The organism is Allorhizobium sp. DMC15 (genome assembly GCF_056314065.1).
On sequence record NZ_JBQUZB010000002.1, the window covers coordinates 12,483 to 28,688 of the forward strand.

Genomic DNA, 16,206 nt, shown 5'->3' on the forward strand with positions numbered 1-16,206 from the left:
GAGAGGTCGAGACAGCCTCTGACAAACCGGAGAAGGCTTCGAAGGCCAAGGCCAGTGAGAAGCCAGCTAAGGAAAAGCTAAAAAAAGCGGAAGCCGACCTGCCTCCGGCACCGCAGCAGATGGGCCTTCTTGATCTCCTCGGAATGAACTGAAGAGCGAAGACAACAAAAAGGGCGACCGCGAGGCCGCCCTTATTCAGTTCGGGAATTCCCGAAGTCCTTACATGCCCTGCGGGCCCCGGTTCATCGCGGCGATCCCGGTGCGGCAGATCTCGTTGAGGCCGAGCGGCTTCATGATCGAGACGAACTGGTCGATCTTCGAAGACTTGCCGGTGATCTCGAAGATGAAATGATCGACGGTCGCATCGACAACCTTGGCGTGGAAGGCATCCGCCAGACGCAGCGTCTCGGCACGCATCTCGCCGGTCGAGACCACCTTCACCAGCGCCACTTCACGCTCGATCGGCCGCTCCTGGCCAAGCTCGCGCGCCCGCACGGTGAGATCCAGTACGCGATGCACGGGCACGATCCGCTCGAGCTGCGCCTTGATCTGTTCGAGCACACCCGGCGTGCCGCGCGTCACGATGGTGATGCGCGACAGATGCGCCTCGTGCTCCGTCTCGGAAACCGTGAGACTCTCGATGTTATAGCCCCGTCCGGAGAACAGGCCGATGACACGGGCGAGAACGCCCGGCTCATTGTCGACCAGAACCGAAAGCGTGTGGCTTTCGATCGTGGCGGTTTCCTTGGCGATGAAATAGGCCGAGCCGGTCGGCTGAAGATGTGCGTTCATAGTCTTGTTCCTCCCGGTCAGACGAGCTGACGGCCCTTGGCATCAATGGCATTGGCGACCGCTTCATCCGTCGCCTCGTCCGGCAGCAGCATCTCGTTGTGTGCCTTGCCCGACGGGATCATCGGGAAGCAGTTGGCGAGATTGGCCACACGGCAGTCGAAGATCACGGGCTTCTTCACGTCGATCATTTCCTGGATCGCGCCATCGAGATCGTCGGGCTTTTCGCAGCGAATGCCGACGGCACCATAGGCTTCGGCGAGCTTGACGAAGTCAGGCATGGCTTCCGTATAGGAGTTCGACAGACGGTTGCCGTGCAGAAGCTGCTGCCACTGGCGCACCATGCCCATGTACTGGTTGTTCAGGATGAAGATCTTGATCGGCGCGCTATACTGGATGGCGGCCGACATTTCTTGAATGCACATCTGGATCGAGGCGTCGCCCGCGATGTCGATGACGAGCGCGTCCGGATGCGCGATCTGTACACCGAGTGCTGCCGGCAGGCCGTAACCCATGGTGCCGAGGCCACCCGAGGTCATCCACCGGTTCGGCTGCTCGAAGCCGTAATACTGAGCGGCCCACATCTGGTGCTGACCGACTTCGGTCGTGATGTAGGTGTCGCGATCCTTGGTCAGTTCATAGAGCCGCTGCAGCGCGTATTGCGGCATGATGACGTCCTTCGACGGCGAATAGGCGAAGGAGTTGCGGGCGCGCCACTTGCCGATGGTCGCATTCCACTCGGCCGTCTGCGACGCCTCGGGCTTCTTCGGCAGGGCGCGCCAGGCACGGACCATGTCTTCGAGAACCCGGCCGACATCGCCGGTGATCGGCACATCGACGCGGACATTCTTGTTGATCGACGACGGGTCGATGTCGATGTGGATCTTCTTCGAGTTCGGCGAGAAGGCGTTCAGACGGCCGGTGATGCGGTCGTCAAAGCGCGCGCCGATGCAGACCATGACGTCACAGTCATGCATCGCCATATTGGCTTCATAGGAACCGTGCATGCCGAGCATGCCGAGCCAGTTCTTGCCCGAGGCCGGGTAGCAGCCGAGGCCCATCAGGGTCGAGGTGATCGGGAAGTCGGTGAGGCCGACCAGTTCACGCAGCAGCTTGGTGGCTTCCGGACCGGAGTTCACGACGCCACCGCCGGAATAGATGATCGGACGGCGGGCCGAGGCCATCAGCTCGACGGCGGCCTGGATCGCACGGGCATCGCCAGAAACTTTCGGCTGGTAGCTCTTCAGCGCCTTGTGCGCATCCGGCGGGGTATAGGTGCCGGTGGCGAACTGGATATCCTTCGGAATATCGACGAGAACCGGACCCGGACGGCCGGTCTGGGCGATGCGGAAGGCTTCATGGATGATCGAGGCCAGCTGGTTGACGTCCTTGACCAGCCAGTTGTGCTTGGTGCAGGGGCGCGTGATGCCGACGGTGTCGCATTCCTGGAAGGCGTCCGACCCGATCAGCGAAGTCGGAACCTGGCCGGAGATGCAGACCAGCGGCACGCTGTCCATCAGCGCATCCTGCAGCGGCGTCACCGCATTGGTGGCGCCGGGACCGGACGTAACCAGCATGACGCCAACCTTCCCCGTCGAGCGCGCATAACCTTCGGCGGCGTGGCCGGCACCCTGCTCATGGCGCACGAGAATGTGCTGGATGTCGTCCTGCTGGAAGATCTCGTCATAGATCGGAAGCACGGCCCCACCGGGATAGCCGAAGATGTGTTCGACACCGTTATCCTTGAGCGCGCGCAGGACGATCTCGGCGCCAGTCATCTGATTGTCTTTACCCGTCATGCTGTGTTTCCATCTGCCTTCTTGGTTTTGGGGCTGATAACCCGGTTCAGGGCATAAAAAAAGGCCCCTTGAGGAGCCTGTCATCTAGCGCATGGGTGGCTATCGCCGGATGGTTACACCATCCTGCCCATGCGCCTTCCCACCACGATAAGTGCAACCGAGTTTTTCATGGGCCGAAGTGTTAGCCAGAAAGGCCATCAGCGTCAACGCATCTTTTGCAAAATTTCGCTCAGGTCGGCGACAGTTTGTTGCGTAAGCGCTGCTCGAACATCACCACCGGCCTAACGCACTACACGAAATTTTAAGCGCCCCATCCTAAACTTGCGTCAGCAGGGAGAATGCGCTTGTCGAAAGATGAATTTCACAAGTCCGGCCAGTCCGGAGATCAAGACCGCCGCGATGGTATGCGGCCCGGCAACCGGATGCTGGGGCGCGTCGTCGCCTGTAACGGTTCGCGCGCGACGATTGCCGCCGTCGCGGAAGAAGGCGGCACTGACCTGACCGAACTCTGGTCGGTCGGCCGCCTCATCTCGATCAGTGTCGGCAAAAATCGCGTCGTGGCGCTTGCCTATTCCATGCAGACCGAGGGCAAGGACTGGGGCGAAGGCGCCGACAATCAGTTCCTCATCGAAGTCGAACTGCTCGGCGAAGTCTATGTGCAGGAAGACGGCAAGGAGATCTTCTCCACCGGCATTTCGCGCTATCCCTATCTTGGTGCCATCGCCCACAGGATCAGGGCCGCCGACCTGCTGCGCATCTACGATACGCACCACAGCGATACCGCCGTGATCGGCAAGCTCACCCAGGACGAGACGATCGACGCAGCGATCCATATTCCTTCGATGCTATCGAAACACTTTGCCGTGGTCGGCTCGACGGGCGTCGGCAAATCCACCGCCGTTTCCCTTCTCCTGCGCAAGGCGATCGAGAGCGACCCGAAGCTGCGCATCCTGATCCTCGACCCGCACAATGAATTCGCCGCCGCCTTTCCCGAGCTGGCCGTCGTGATCGACACGGACACGCTTGACCTCCCCTTCTGGCTGATGCGGCTCGACGAATTCGCCGAGGTGCTGTTCCGTGGGCGCCCTCCGATCCCGGAGGAACTCGACATCCTGCGCGACCTCATGCCGGAAGCGAAGCGTGCCTTCCGCGGCAATGAAAGCGCCTTGATGCGCCGCATGGCCGACAAGAGTTCGATGACGGCTGACACGCCAGTCCCCTATCGCATCGCGGACCTGATGGCACTGATCGACGAACGCATTGGCCGCCTCGAAGGACGTGGCGAAAAGCCGTTCCTGCGCTCCCTCAAGATGCGCATCATGTCGGCGATCAACGATCCACGCTATCACTTCATGTTCTCCAACAATACGATCAGCGACACGATCATGGAGACGATCGCGCACATCTTCCGCATTCCCGGCGACGACCGCCCGATTTCCACGTTCCAGCTTTCGGGGATCCCCTCGGAAGTCGTGAACTCCGTGGCCTCGGTCCTCTGCCGTATGGCCTTTGAACTGGCGCTCTGGTCAAACGGTGCAATCCACATGCTGGTGGTCTGCGAAGAAGCCCACCGCTATGTACCTGCCGACCCCAATCTTGGCTTCTTCCCGACACGCCAGGCGATCGCCCGTATCGCCAAGGAAGGCCGCAAATACGGCGTCTCGCTCGGCGTCATCACCCAGCGCCCCGGAGAACTCGACCAGACAATCCTGTCGCAATGCTCGACGCTGTTTGCCATGCGCCTTGCCAACGATCGCGACCAGGAAATCATCCGCTCAGCCATCCCCGACAGTTCGATCTCGACCACCAGCTTCATTTCCTCGATCGGCAATGGCGAAGCCATCGCTTTCGGCGAAGCGATCGCAGTGCCGATGCGCATGCGCTTCACCCGCGTGGAAGAACAACGCCTGCCGAAGGCCAATGGCGTCAACGCGAAGTCGACGGAGGAGACGCCGGACACCGTCGACCTGCGCTCCATCGTCAGCCGCATGCGTGCCATCGCCGGTCCCGACATCTCCGCCTTCCAGCAACAGTTCGAAAACAGCTTGGCCCGGGGCGATGTGCCCATGGCACCGGACGGCATCTACGATGACGAGGAAATCGATGACGACGCCATGGAGGAGGAGGCACTCAACCGCTTTGCCCCTCCCCCTGTCATGGCCCCAGCGCCGCTGCGCGTTACCGAGCAACCGCCCCTGCGCCAGAGCCTGACATCCGCACAGACGCCGACAATCGAGCCGTATCGGCCGGATATGCTACCCCGTGCAGGCGCAGGCGATGGCGTCAGACGGACCGAAGCGGAAAGCGCATTCGAAAGCGAAGCGACAACAAGTGCCTTTGGCACCTCCCCCCTTCGCCGCGAAGGCGGCGGTTCGTCCCTGCGCGAGAGTATCCTGAAGAAGCCTCTATCGAGCCTTTACAAGCGCGACTGACCGGCTCCGACGGATCGATAGCTTGTTGGGTCGATCCGCTCCCAGCTTTCGTCCATCTGGTTACGGAACCAGGTCATCTGGCGTTTGGCATATTGCCGCGTGGCCGCCGATGCGGCCTCGATTGCCTCCTGACGGCTGATCTCGCCCGACAGCATCGACGCGATCTGCGACACGCCGATCGCCTTCATGACCGGCGATTGCTGAGGGAGATCCAGATTGAGGAGCGCCCGCACTTCGTCCACGGCCCCCTGCTCCATCATCTGTGAAAAACGACGGTCGATCCGGGCATGCAGGAGTTTGCGCTCCGGCAGAACCACGAGTTTCAACGCCCGTTCAGGATGGATCAGGACCGGCCCGGACTGGCGCTGGTAGAATGCAATCGAGCGTCCTGTGGCGGTGACAACCTCCAGAGCCCGCACGATCCGCTGCCCGTCCTTCGGGTTCAGACCTTTAGCCACGGCAGGATCGAGGGACGCCAACTCGCCATGCAGCACGTCGGCCCCCTCCGCCAGCAGACGGGCCCGCAACTGCGCACGCACCTCCTCGGGGATCTCAGGCATCTCGGAGAGCCCGCCGGTCAGGGCCTTGAAATAGAGCCCCGTGCCGCCAACAACGACGGGCATCTTGCCCTGCTGTTTCAAGGCTTCCAGCAACGCGGTCATTTCCCGCAACCAGTCACCGGTCGAATAGGCCCTTCCCGCTGGCACATGGCCGTAGAGCCGATGTGCAATGCCGTCCATCTCCTCTTCACCGGGACGCGCGGTGACAACTCTCAACGTGTCATAAACCTGCATGCTGTCGGCGTTGATGACGACGCCGCCATGCAGCCGGGCGAAGTCGAGCGCCAGTGCGGACTTGCCGCTGGCGGTCGGCCCGGTTATCAGGATGGCCTCTGTGTTCTTTCCAGGATCTTGCATCATGGCCTTGGTTGCCACGCTTGTCGCCAATCCGTCAAATCCCATTCTTACCCCCGACGCTGCCGAAAGAGCCGCAGAGGCAGTCCGGTCGTCCCGGCTGTACTGGCTCGCAGACGGCATTGCCTGCGATATCCCGCTGACCGACGGCTCGGATCCGTTCGATGCCGAGACACGGCTTCGCGAAGCGGTCGCCGGCCTGCCAGTCGACGTCGCGGTTCAGTTGGCCGAGACGCGGCGCAAACGCTTCCTTATCGCGGACATGGATTCAACCATGATCGGTCAAGAATGCATCGACGAACTGGCGGCCGAAGTGGGCCTGAAAGACAAGGTGTCGGCGATCACGGCACGTGCCATGAACGGCGAGATCGCTTTCGAACCGGCACTGCGGGAACGCGTCGCGTTGCTCAAGGGGCTGCCGATCTCGGTGGTCGAAGAGGTCATTGGGAAGCGCATAACGTTGACGGCGGGCGGCCTCGAACTGATCGCCACGATGAAGGCAAGAGGTGGCTACACGGCCCTCGTCTCGGGTGGCTTCACTGTCTTCACATCCCGCATCGCGTCCGTTCTCGGCTTCGATGAGAACCGCGCCAATATTCTGATCGAAAAAGACGGCATACTCACCGGCGAGGTTGCCGAACCGATCCTCGGACGGCAGGCCAAGGTCGATTCGCTGCTCGACATTGCAAAGACGTTGGGAGTAACACCGGACGATGCCATCGCCGTGGGTGATGGCGCCAACGACCTCGGCATGCTTGGCATCGCCGGCTCGGGGGTCGCGCTGCATGCAAAACCGGCGGTGGCGGCAGAGGCCAAGATCCGCATCGACCATTCCGACCTCACCGCTCTCCTCTATCTTCAGGGCTACAGAAAGTCCGATTTCCAGCAAGGATGAAGCAATGCCATTCCTCCTGCAGACCGAGCGCCTGACCCTGCGCAACTGGCGGGAGGAAGACCGCAATCTATTTCGCGAAATCAATCGTGACGAAAAGGTCATGCAGTTTTTCCCCATGCGCCGCAGCCACGCCGAATGCGATGAACTGATGGGCCGGCTGCAGGCGATGATCAGCACCACCGGGTATGGCTTCTTTGCACTTGCCGACCGGAAGACCGACGAACCCATGGGTTTTTGCGGAATATCGAAAGTCGACCTGCCCGGCATATTGCCTGAAGGCGCAACCGAGATCGGTTGGCGTCTCGCGACGCGCTTCTGGGGCAATGGTTACGTCACGGAGGCGGCCCGGGCACTTCTGGACTTCGGGTTCAAGCAACGCGGACTTCATGAGATCTACGCTTTCGCGGTTCACGACAATCGCCGCTCCATCGCCGTGATGGAGAGGCTGGGGATGACAAGGCTGAGCGGACGCGACTTTGACCACCCGTCAGTTCCGGACAATCATCCTCAACTGAAGAAGCATGTTCTCTTTTGCGCATCGGCAAACTGAGCGGCGAATTCGGCGCAAATGCAGACAAGGCTAATTCAGCAATTTACGTGCGCTTAAAGCATTGTGCCTATAGTTGAGGCATGACGGATATTGTGACGGCGCATACGCCCGCCCAGGGGGCTTCGTGGATTGATAGCTTCTGGCGTCTGGGCGAAAGCGGCCAGACGGCGGAGGAAGCGCCGCTCATCCGGGCTATCCGCCTCTCCATCGTTGGCAAGAATACACCCTGGATGATGGCTGCGAACGTCGGCAATGCATTGCTCGCAGCACTTGCTTTGTGGGGAAGTCCGGCTGCCGTAGCCGTCAACCTGATCTGCGGCGCCCTCATTGCTATCGCGATCTACACCATCCTCCGATGGTGGCACGGTCGCGCACGGCCTGCCCGTGAGCGGGCAAGCGTGCGCGGCACGCGAAGGGCCGTATTGCACGCGACCCTGTTGAGCAGCCTCTGGGCTTTGCTCGCCGTCTTCGCCTATCCCGAGGCGACGGAGACCCAACGCATGGTGCTGATCGCTCTGAGCGTCGGCATGGCGGGCGGCGGCGGTTTTGCACTCGCCACCGTGCCACCGGCCTCGATCGCTTTCTGTGGCGTGATGGGCCTTGGGGCCGCCATTGCGCTGGGCAACGAGGCGTCGATGGTCGGGGTTTATCTTTTCGCCCTCTACGTCATCTTTGCATCGATCATTGTCCGCGCCTCCCTAGCCGTCTGTTCCAGCCTTACCGAAAAAGTCCGCGCCAAGATGGCTGCCGATGAGCAGCGCGACGTGATCAACCTGCTTCTCAACGACTTTGAGGAGAATACGGCAGACTGGCTCTGGGGTGCGGACGAGGAGCTGCGGCTGGCGCGCGCGTCTAGCCGTTTCTGTGAGCAGCTGGCGACGCCGGATAGTTTGGTCGTCGGCAAGTTCATGGTGGACGCGATCCCCTTCGCGAGCCATTGCATGACCGAGATCGAACAAATCGGAGACCGCGACAGCTTCCGTAGAAAGCTCGAATCGCGCCAGTCCTTCCGCGACGTGGATATCTGTGTCGAACAGGCCGGCGAACTCGGCATCTGGTCTTTGACGGCAAAGGCGATCCACGACGACAGCGGTCGCTTCATCGGTTACCGCGGCGTCGGGCGCGATGTCACCGCCAACCGGCAGACCCGATTGCGCATCGAGCACATGGCTCGGCATGACCCGCTGACAGACGTCGGCAACCGAATTCTGCTGAACGAGGATCTGGCTCGCGCGGTGTCGAGGCTGGAGCGCTTCGGCGAAGGCTTCTCACTCCTCCTCCTCGACCTCGACCGGTTCAAACAGGTGAACGACAATCACGGCCATGCCGGTGGCGACGAACTGTTGCGCGAGGTCGCCGGTTTGCTGCAGCAGCTGTGCGGGGAACACGACACGCTCGCCAGGCTCGGGGGCGATGAATTCGTCATCCTCCATATGTCCGGCGAGGACCCCAAGAGCGCCGGCCACCTGGCCGCCCGCATCATAAAGCGACTGGGTCAACCTTTCCATCTCAGATCCGGAACGGCCCATGTCGGCGTCAGCATCGGCCTCGCCTGCGCCCCCGTCGACGGCAGGGATCCGGACCAATTGATGCGCAACGCGGATCTGGCTCTGTATCGTGCCAAGGCCGATGGCCGCAATCGCTTCCGCTATTTCGACCAGTCGCTGGATGCCACCGCCCGGCGCCGCAATCTGATCGAACAGGAGCTGGCCCTGGCGATCAGCCTCGGCACGCTAGACCTGTCCTTCCAGCCGCTGATCGACGCGCAGAGCGGTACCGTGGTCTGCGCCGAGGCGCTGCTGCGTTGGAACCATACGAGGCTCGGGCCGATCAGCCCCGCGGAATTCATACCGATCGCCGAGGAAACCGGCCTGATCACCAGCATCGGCGCCTGGGTGCTGAGGGAATCCTGCCGCGTGTCCAAGGACTGGCCGGACCACATCCGGGTTGCCGTCAACCTGTCCTCGCGCCAATTCTTGAGCCCCGGCCTTGTGCCGATGGTCGAAAACGCCCTCAAGGCCAATGACATGCGCCCAGGCCGGTTGGAACTGGAAGTCACCGAAAGCCTTCTGATGAACTCGACGCCGGGCGTCGAGCATACGCTGAACACGCTGGGAAAGATGGGCGTCCGCATCGCGCTCGACGATTTCGGCACGGGTTTTTCGTCGCTCAGCTACCTGCGCCGCTTCCGCTTCGACAAGCTCAAGATCGACCAGTCCTTCATCTCCGACATGGAAACCAACAATGATGGCCGTGCGATCGTCGAAGCGGTTATCCGTCTCGCCCGGGACTTGCGCATGAGCGTGGCGGCCGAGGGCGTCGAAACGGAGAGTCAGCTGGCCCTGCTGCGTCAGCTCGGCTGTGGCGAAATCCAGGGCTATCTGATCGCAAGGCCGATGCCGGCCCAGGCCTTCGCCGCCTTCCTCTCCGCCAACGATGCGGCTGTCGAGCGCCGCTACGCCTGACGCTATTCCAGCGGAACGGCGATCAGCCGCAGATTGCCTTCCTTGTCTGCAATCATAAGATATCCGCTGCGGCGCCCCTCGCCTTTGATCTTTGTGAGCTTCTCGGCCACCTGCTGCGGCGTGCGCATGAACTCCTGCGCCACCTCGACGATGACATCACCGGGCTTGAGCCCCTTGCTCTCAGCCTTTGATCCCGGCAGCACGCGAGTAATCAGGACCCCTTCCACACCTTCGGCGATCCCGTAGGAGCTGCGCTGCGCATCGTCCAGCGACGCGAGCTCGACCCCGATCAGGCCTTCGGTCACAGGCGCGGCCGGCTGTGTTTCGCCGGGAACCGACGGCTCGCCCTCACCGGCATCCGGCGCCTGCTGGGCCTGATCGTCGGCGCCTGGATCTTCACCCTCGCTTTCCGGCTCCACGGTCTGGTCCGGCGACGCCTGGTCTCCGCTCTCCGTGTCATCATCCTCCAGCAGGCCGAGCGTGACCTTCACGGTCTGCTCCTTGCCATCGCGCAGGATGACGACGTCGAGCGGTTCTCCAATCGGGCTTTCTGCGACCATGCGCGTCAAGTCACGTGTCTCGGCAACCGGGCGGCCATTGAAGCTGACAATGATGTCACCGACCATGATCGGCCCTTTGGCGACCGGACCGTCCTCGACGATACCGCTGATGAGCGCGCCCCGAGCACGGCCGATCTTCAAACTTTCAGCCACTTCGTCCGACACCGGCTGGATGCGCACGCCAAGCCAGCCACGACGCGTCTCGCCGAACTCGATGAGCTGGTTCACGATGTTCTCTGCGAGCTCCGTCGGTACCGAGAAACCAATCCCGATGGAGCCGCCACTTGGCGATATGATCGCGGTATTGATGCCGATCACTTCACCGTCCATGTTGAACAGCGGACCTCCGGAATTGCCCTTGTTGATGGCCGCATCCGTCTGGATGAAGTTGTCGTAAGGGCCCGCATTGATGTTGCGGCCGCTGGCCGACACGATGCCGAGCGTGACCGATCCGCCAAGGCCGAAGGGATTGCCAATCGCCATCACCCAGTCGCCGATCCGCAGCTTGCGGGAATCACCGAATTTCACCGCAGTGAGCGGCTGTGGCGGCTCGACCTTGAGCACCGAGAGGTCCGTCTTGGTATCGGTTCCGATCAGCTTGGCCTTGAGCTTCGAGCCGTCGGAGAAGATCACCTCAATATCATCGGCATTCTCGATGACATGGTTGTTCGTGACGATGAAGCCCTTGGGGTCGATCACAAAGCCGGAACCCAATGAATTGACCTTGCTGTTGCTGTCTCCCTGCTCGCCATTCTTATAGAAATCGTCGAACAGCTCCTGGAAAGGCGAGCCCTCCGGAACCTGCGGAACGGGTCCCTCGCCCTCTTCCTTGACGCTCTGCGAGGTGGAGATGTTGACGACCGCGCCGAGCAGGCCGGCCGCGAGATCCGCAACCGAGTCCGGCCCACGCGCTTCGACCGGCGACGGGCCGCCGACACCACCCATCACCACGGCACTGCCGACCAGAATCGCCGGCAGGATCTTTCGAGACGGGCGGGCGGGGTGTGTCATCGGCTTCCTCGCTGGGAGTGTCAGGGCGACGTTGAACATAGGGCGGAACGGGCAAACGGAAAATCACATTTCCCGGAACCGGCATATCCGCAACATGCGACCAGATCTTGTCGAAGAGACAGCTACCACACGATTCCCGGTCCGAGAGCAACATGAGACGCAGCTCTCGCAGAAACCATGGGCAAAAACGACAAAGGGCCGGCCTCTCGGCCGACCCTTCAAATTAATACCTGGCAAGGATGCCGGCTCTCAACGATCAGTTGCCGGCCGGAACGGCAGGCGCCGCCGGCGGGGTGGCTGCCGGAGCCTGAGCACCCGTGCCCTGTTGGTTCTGTCGGTCCACACCGCTATTGAAGAAGCGGAAGAAGTCCGAATCGGGAGACAGCACCATGGTCGTGCCCTGATTGCTCATCGAGGCGACATAGGCACGCATCGAGCGATAGAACTCGAAGAATTCCGGATCACGCTGGAAGGCTTCGGCGAAGATGCGGTTGCGTTCCGCATCGCCCTCACCGCGCAGGATTTCCGAATCGCGCTGAGCTTCCGCCTGCAACTCGACGACCTGGCGGTCTGCAATCGCTCGGCGGCGCTGGCTTTCTTCGTTACCGCGGGCGCGGATCAGTTCCGCTTCCGCAAGGCGTTCGGCCTTCATGCGCTGGAAGGTCTGCTGGGAGACTTCCTGCGTCAGGTCGGTCCGGCGAATGCGCACGTCGGTCACCTGCAGGCCGAGGCTCGCTGCCGCCGTCTGCAGGTCATTGCGCACATCCGACATCATCGAACCGCGCTCTTCAGACAGGGCTGCATCGAAGTTGCGCAGACCGTAAACGCGGCGAAGCGCGGCATCGAGACGGGTGCGCAGACGCGCTTCGGCCGCTTCCCGGTCGCCGGACACCGTTTCGCGGAACCGCCGCGCATCGTTGATCCGGTAAACGGCGAAAGCGTCGACCTCGTAGAAGGCACCGCCACGAACCTGGACGCGGATGTTGTCGAGGTCAAAGCGCAGCGCGCGGTCCTCGACATACTGGACCCGGTCGGCATCCATGAAGGCGAAGGGCAGCTTCAGATAAAGGCCAGGCTCGGTCTTCACATCCTGGATCTGACCGAAACGCAGGACGATGGCCTGTTCGCGTTCGTTGACCACGAAGATCGACGAATAGGCGAAGAACAGGACGACGGCGATGGCCGCGACGAAGTAGGGCAGACGATTGGCCATGTCAGTTGCCTCCCGTTGCCGACTGGCCGCCAGACTGGTTGCCCGGCTGGCGCGTGATTTCGTTGAGCGGCAGATACGGCACCACGCCCTGCTTCTCGTCGATGATCACCTTGTTCGAATTGCGCAGGACATTCTCCATGGTTTCCAGATAGATACGCTGACGGGTGACGTCTGGCGCCTTGGCATACTCGTCATAGATCGAGATGAAGCGCTGCGCCTCGCCTTCCGCTTCCTTGACGACCTGATCCTTATAGGCGGCCGCCTCTTCGCGGATCTGGGCCGACTGACCGCGGGCCTGACCAAGACGCTGGTTGGCGTACTGGTTGGCTTCCTCGACGAAACGATCCTCGTCCTGCTGGGCACGCTGCACTTCTTCAAAAGCCTCGGCCACTTCACGCGGAGGCGCGGCGTCTTCGATCGGCACGGCATTGATGGCAATACCCGCGCCGTAATTGTCCATCGTGCCCTGGATGATGTCGCGCACCTGCGTGGAGATGTCTTCGCGGTTATCGCGGAAGACGTCCTGCGCCGGACGACGACCGACCACTTCACGCATGGCGCTTTCGGCAACCTGCTGCAGGGTCTGCGACGGGTCTTCCAGATTGAAGAGATAGGCCTGTGGGTCAGAGACGGTGAACAGGACCGAGAACTGGACACTCACGATATTCTGGTCGCCCGACAGCATAAGGCCGGCGCCCGGATTGTTGGAGGTCGCGCGGCTGCCGACATTCTGCTGCTGTTCGGTGACCTTGACGATCTCGACCTGTTCGATTGGCCAGAGATGGAAGTGGAGGCCCGGCATGGACACTTCTTCCTTTGGCTTGCCGAAACGAAGCTCGACGCCCCGCTCATCCGGCTGCACCGTGTAGATCGCCTGGATCGCCCAGAAGGCGATCAGCACGAGGCCAACAATCACGAAGGCGCCGCCATTGAAGCCGCCGGGCACGACGTTTTTCAGACGATCCTGTCCGCGACGGATGAGATCCTCGAGATCCGGGGGCTGATTGCCGCCACCGCCGCCGCCACGCGGCCGGTTCGGCCCCTGCCCCCAGGGGCCCTGATTGTTACCGCCGCCGCCGCCGCCCCAAGGACCGCCGCCGCCGCCGTTCTGATTGCTCCAGGGCATTCATACCTCTTTGCTGTAAATCGCTCCCAAGTCCTTGCGGTCGCGACGGTTGAGAGCCGCATCACGAAAGGTTCCACAGGGTTATAGGTATCACGGCCCTCCCTTTCAACGCGAAGGGGCCAACTTCTTCCGAAGACAGGGCAAATTTTCCGTTATCGGCCGGTCCTGCGACGGTATATCGCGTAGCGCGTCGGGTAATTGTCCTTTTCCCCCGCCGGAACGGCGGTTTCCTCGACCAGCTCGAAGAGATCCGGCTCGATCGCAGGGAAATATGTATCGCCTTCGAGATCCGTCTCGACATGGGTCACGTGCAGTTCGTCGGCGTCAGCGATTGTCTGGCGATAGATCTCGCCGCCGCCGACGACGCATAGGGCGTCGGCGCCCGTCTCGCGCGCCAGCACCCGCGCCTGCTCGAGCCCTTCTTTCACCGACGTCGCTGTCTCGACACCGGGCATCTCGATCACGGCATTGCGGCTGACGATCACATGCGGTCGTCCCGGCAGGGGCTTCGAGCCGACCGACTCGAAAGTCTTGCGCCCCATTACCAGCGGCTTACCCATGCTTAGCGCCTTGAAGCGTTTGAGATCGATCGACAGCCGCCATGGCATGTCGCCATCGCGTCCGATGACACCATTGCGCGACACGGCTACGATGATCAGCGTTTTGATGTCGCTCATTTCTGCTGCCTCACCCTTCGCCTAGACGGCAATCGGCGCCTTGATGCTGGCATCGGCCTCATAGCCGACAAGGGTGAAGTCGTCATAGGTGAAGGAGAAGATATCCCGGATGTCGGGGTTGAGCTTCATCACCGGCAGCGCCTTCGGCGTCCGTGACAGCTGCAGCTTCGCCTGGTCGAAATGGTTCGCGTAAAGATGGGCATCGCCGAACGTGTGGATGAACTCGCCCGGCTCAAGTCCCGTCACCTGCGCCACCATCAACGTCAGCAGCGCGTAGGATGCAATGTTGAAGGGCACGCCAAGGAAGATGTCGGCCGAGCGCTGGTAAAGCTGGCAGGACAGACGCCCGTCCGCGACATAGAACTGGAACAGGCAGTGGCACGGCGGCAGCGCCATGTCGTCAACAAGCGCAGGGTTCCAGGCCGAAACGATATGACGGCGGGAATTCGGATTGGTCTTGATGCCCTCAATGAGGCGCGCGATCTGATCGATGTGCCCGCCGTCATAATCGGGCCAAGACCGCCACTGGGCACCATAGACGGGGCCGAGATTGCCGTCCTGATCGGCCCATTCATCCCAGATCGTCACCCCGTTTTCGCGCAGATAGCCGATATTGGTGTCGCCCTTGAGGAACCAGAGAAGCTCGTGAATGATCGAGCGCAGATGCAGTTTCTTGGTCGTCACGACCGGGAAGCCGTCGGCGAGATCGAAGCGCATCTGGTATCCGAAGACGGAGCGCGTGCCGGTGCCGGTGCGGTCACCGCGATCGCTGCCGGTCTCCAGCACATGGCGAAGGAGGTCGTGATACTGGTGCATGGGTCCCTGGCGAGTCATGGAGAATGCGGCATTCTAACCCCAACGCCACCGCGAACCAAGCCGGCTTCCACGTTTTCCCCGTCCCAGCCACTGCCATGCGCCCCACCCGATCGAAAATGCCTGCAGAGTTTGGACTAGCCGAATCCATCTCACCTCTCCGATGAAGACGTCGGGCCAAAACCCGTGAAGATGAGGGAACGAACCGATGAAGATGCCCGCCATTGTCGCAAAGCTGTTCGCATGCATCCTGCTGCTCGTCGCAACTGGACGAGCAGAGGCGCAAGCTCCCCAGGATTTTGTCGGCAACTGGACCGTGGAGGGCGGACCACTTGGCGCCTGCAGCATCAATCTCTCCGGACAGGCGATGGGCGGCCAGCTGAAGGCGACGACCTATACCTGCGTCGGCCCCATGTCCTTCGCCTGGGCCTGGGCACCGAATGGCAACGGGCTCACCATTCTCGGCACGAACAACTTCCTGATCGCCACCCTCCGTCCGAACCGGGGCGTCCTGGTCGGGCAGCTGAACGACGGCAGTCTGGTGACGCTGAAACCGGCAAGCGGCCAGCGGATCGGCGCACCGCGTGTCGTCCAGGCACCGGCAGCGGCACCCGGGAAACGGGAGAACTGCCGCCGCCGCTACGACAACGACCGCTGCGCCGAGGCGACCGATCTCGTCCCGCCCTTCACCGGCAATGGCCCGGTGCGCGTGCAGGCGCTCAACCAGTTGAATATCCGCAGCAAGGAAGACATGAAGAGCCCGGTCATCGGCAAATTCGAAGTCGGCCAGTGCTTCCTCGTTGAATCCTGCCGCCAGACCCCGCAATGGGGCCTTCGCTGCCGCGTCCCGGTCGGCGACAGCGGCCAGAAGGGCTACGTGATCAAGTATTTCAGCGACAAGACAGGCGACTACATCGTGTTCCGCAACCAGTGCCGTTGAGGGTTCGGCAGAACCGGTCGCG

Annotated in this window: 13 protein-coding genes; 5 read left to right on the forward strand and 8 right to left on the reverse strand. The window is 61.9% G+C overall.

From position 1 onward, the window contains the following. Positions 1 to 219: 219 nt before the first annotated feature. Together ilvN and ACT53S_RS08650 are read right to left on the reverse strand one after the other, a co-directional pair. Entirely contained in the window at positions 220 to 792 is a 573-nt protein-coding gene (gene ilvN / locus ACT53S_RS08645) for an acetolactate synthase small subunit (RefSeq protein WP_476066682.1), read from the reverse strand. 17 nt (positions 793 to 809) lie between these two features. Then, complete coding sequence (locus tag ACT53S_RS08650; protein ID WP_476066683.1) at positions 810 to 2,588, reverse strand: acetolactate synthase 3 large subunit; 1,779 nt, start codon at positions 2,586 to 2,588, stop codon at positions 810 to 812. Positions 2,589 to 2,926: 338 nt separating this feature from the next. Between ACT53S_RS08650 and ACT53S_RS08655 the strand changes: the two genes are divergently transcribed. Next, positions 2,927 to 5,020, forward strand: a complete 2,094-nt coding sequence (locus ACT53S_RS08655) for an ATP-binding protein (RefSeq protein ID WP_476066684.1) — start codon at positions 2,927 to 2,929, stop codon at positions 5,018 to 5,020. On the opposite strand, the gene miaA is transcribed toward ACT53S_RS08655, so the two are convergent. Next, positions 5,005 to 5,940 carry a tRNA (adenosine(37)-N6)-dimethylallyltransferase MiaA gene (miaA, locus tag ACT53S_RS08660; protein WP_476066685.1) on the reverse strand — a complete coding sequence of 312 codons (936 nt, stop codon included), beginning with the start codon at positions 5,938 to 5,940 and terminating at the stop codon, positions 5,005 to 5,007. The genes ACT53S_RS08655 and miaA overlap by 16 nt on opposite strands. Between miaA and serB the strand changes: the two genes are divergently transcribed. The 3 genes from serB (at position 5,939) to ACT53S_RS08675 (ending at position 9,844) form a co-directional block, all read left to right on the forward strand. Beyond that, on the forward strand, positions 5,939 to 6,829 hold the full coding sequence (gene serB / locus ACT53S_RS08665; protein WP_476066686.1) for a phosphoserine phosphatase SerB: 891 nt from the start codon (positions 5,939 to 5,941) through the stop codon (positions 6,827 to 6,829). The genes miaA and serB overlap by 2 nt on opposite strands. Positions 6,830 to 6,833: 4 nt before the next feature. Beyond that, entirely contained in the window at positions 6,834 to 7,379 is a 546-nt protein-coding gene (locus tag ACT53S_RS08670; RefSeq protein WP_476066687.1) for a GNAT family N-acetyltransferase, read from the forward strand. Between the two features lie 80 nt (positions 7,380 to 7,459). After that, positions 7,460 to 9,844, forward strand: a complete 2,385-nt coding sequence (locus ACT53S_RS08675) for a putative bifunctional diguanylate cyclase/phosphodiesterase (protein WP_476066688.1) — start codon at positions 7,460 to 7,462, stop codon at positions 9,842 to 9,844. 2 nt (positions 9,845 to 9,846) lie between these two features. Here ACT53S_RS08675 and ACT53S_RS08680 read toward each other — a convergent pair whose 3' ends face one another. The 5 genes from ACT53S_RS08680 to ACT53S_RS08700 all read right to left on the reverse strand — a co-directional run bounded on the left by ACT53S_RS08680 (position 9,847) and on the right by ACT53S_RS08700 (position 15,247). Continuing rightward, positions 9,847 to 11,415 (reverse strand): Do family serine endopeptidase, encoded by a 1,569-nt coding sequence (locus ACT53S_RS08680; protein ID WP_476066689.1) that lies wholly within the window; start codon positions 11,413 to 11,415, stop codon positions 9,847 to 9,849. A 256-nt stretch (positions 11,416 to 11,671) separates the two neighbouring features. Continuing rightward, positions 11,672 to 12,628 (reverse strand): protease modulator HflC, encoded by a 957-nt coding sequence (gene hflC, locus ACT53S_RS08685; RefSeq protein ID WP_113375532.1) that lies wholly within the window; start codon positions 12,626 to 12,628, stop codon positions 11,672 to 11,674. 1 nt (position 12,629) lies between these two features. Continuing rightward, positions 12,630 to 13,754: an FtsH protease activity modulator HflK gene (gene hflK, locus ACT53S_RS08690; RefSeq protein WP_113375531.1), complete on the reverse strand. Its 1,125-nt coding sequence runs from the start codon at positions 13,752 to 13,754 to the stop codon at positions 12,630 to 12,632. A 152-nt stretch (positions 13,755 to 13,906) separates the two neighbouring features. Further along, positions 13,907 to 14,431 carry a dihydrofolate reductase gene (locus tag ACT53S_RS08695; RefSeq protein ID WP_476066690.1) on the reverse strand — a complete coding sequence of 175 codons (525 nt, stop codon included), beginning with the start codon at positions 14,429 to 14,431 and terminating at the stop codon, positions 13,907 to 13,909. Between the two features lie 21 nt (positions 14,432 to 14,452). Then, a complete protein-coding gene (locus ACT53S_RS08700; protein ID WP_476067457.1) occupies positions 14,453 to 15,247 on the reverse strand; it encodes a thymidylate synthase in 795 nt (264 codons plus the stop codon). A gap of 205 nt (positions 15,248 to 15,452) precedes the next feature. Here ACT53S_RS08700 and ACT53S_RS08705 point away from each other — a divergent pair, with 205 nt between their 5' ends. Next, positions 15,453 to 16,184, forward strand: coding sequence for an AprI/Inh family metalloprotease inhibitor (locus ACT53S_RS08705; RefSeq protein ID WP_113375528.1), 732 nt, complete (start codon positions 15,453 to 15,455; stop codon positions 16,182 to 16,184). Positions 16,185 to 16,206: the final 22 nt, after the last annotated feature.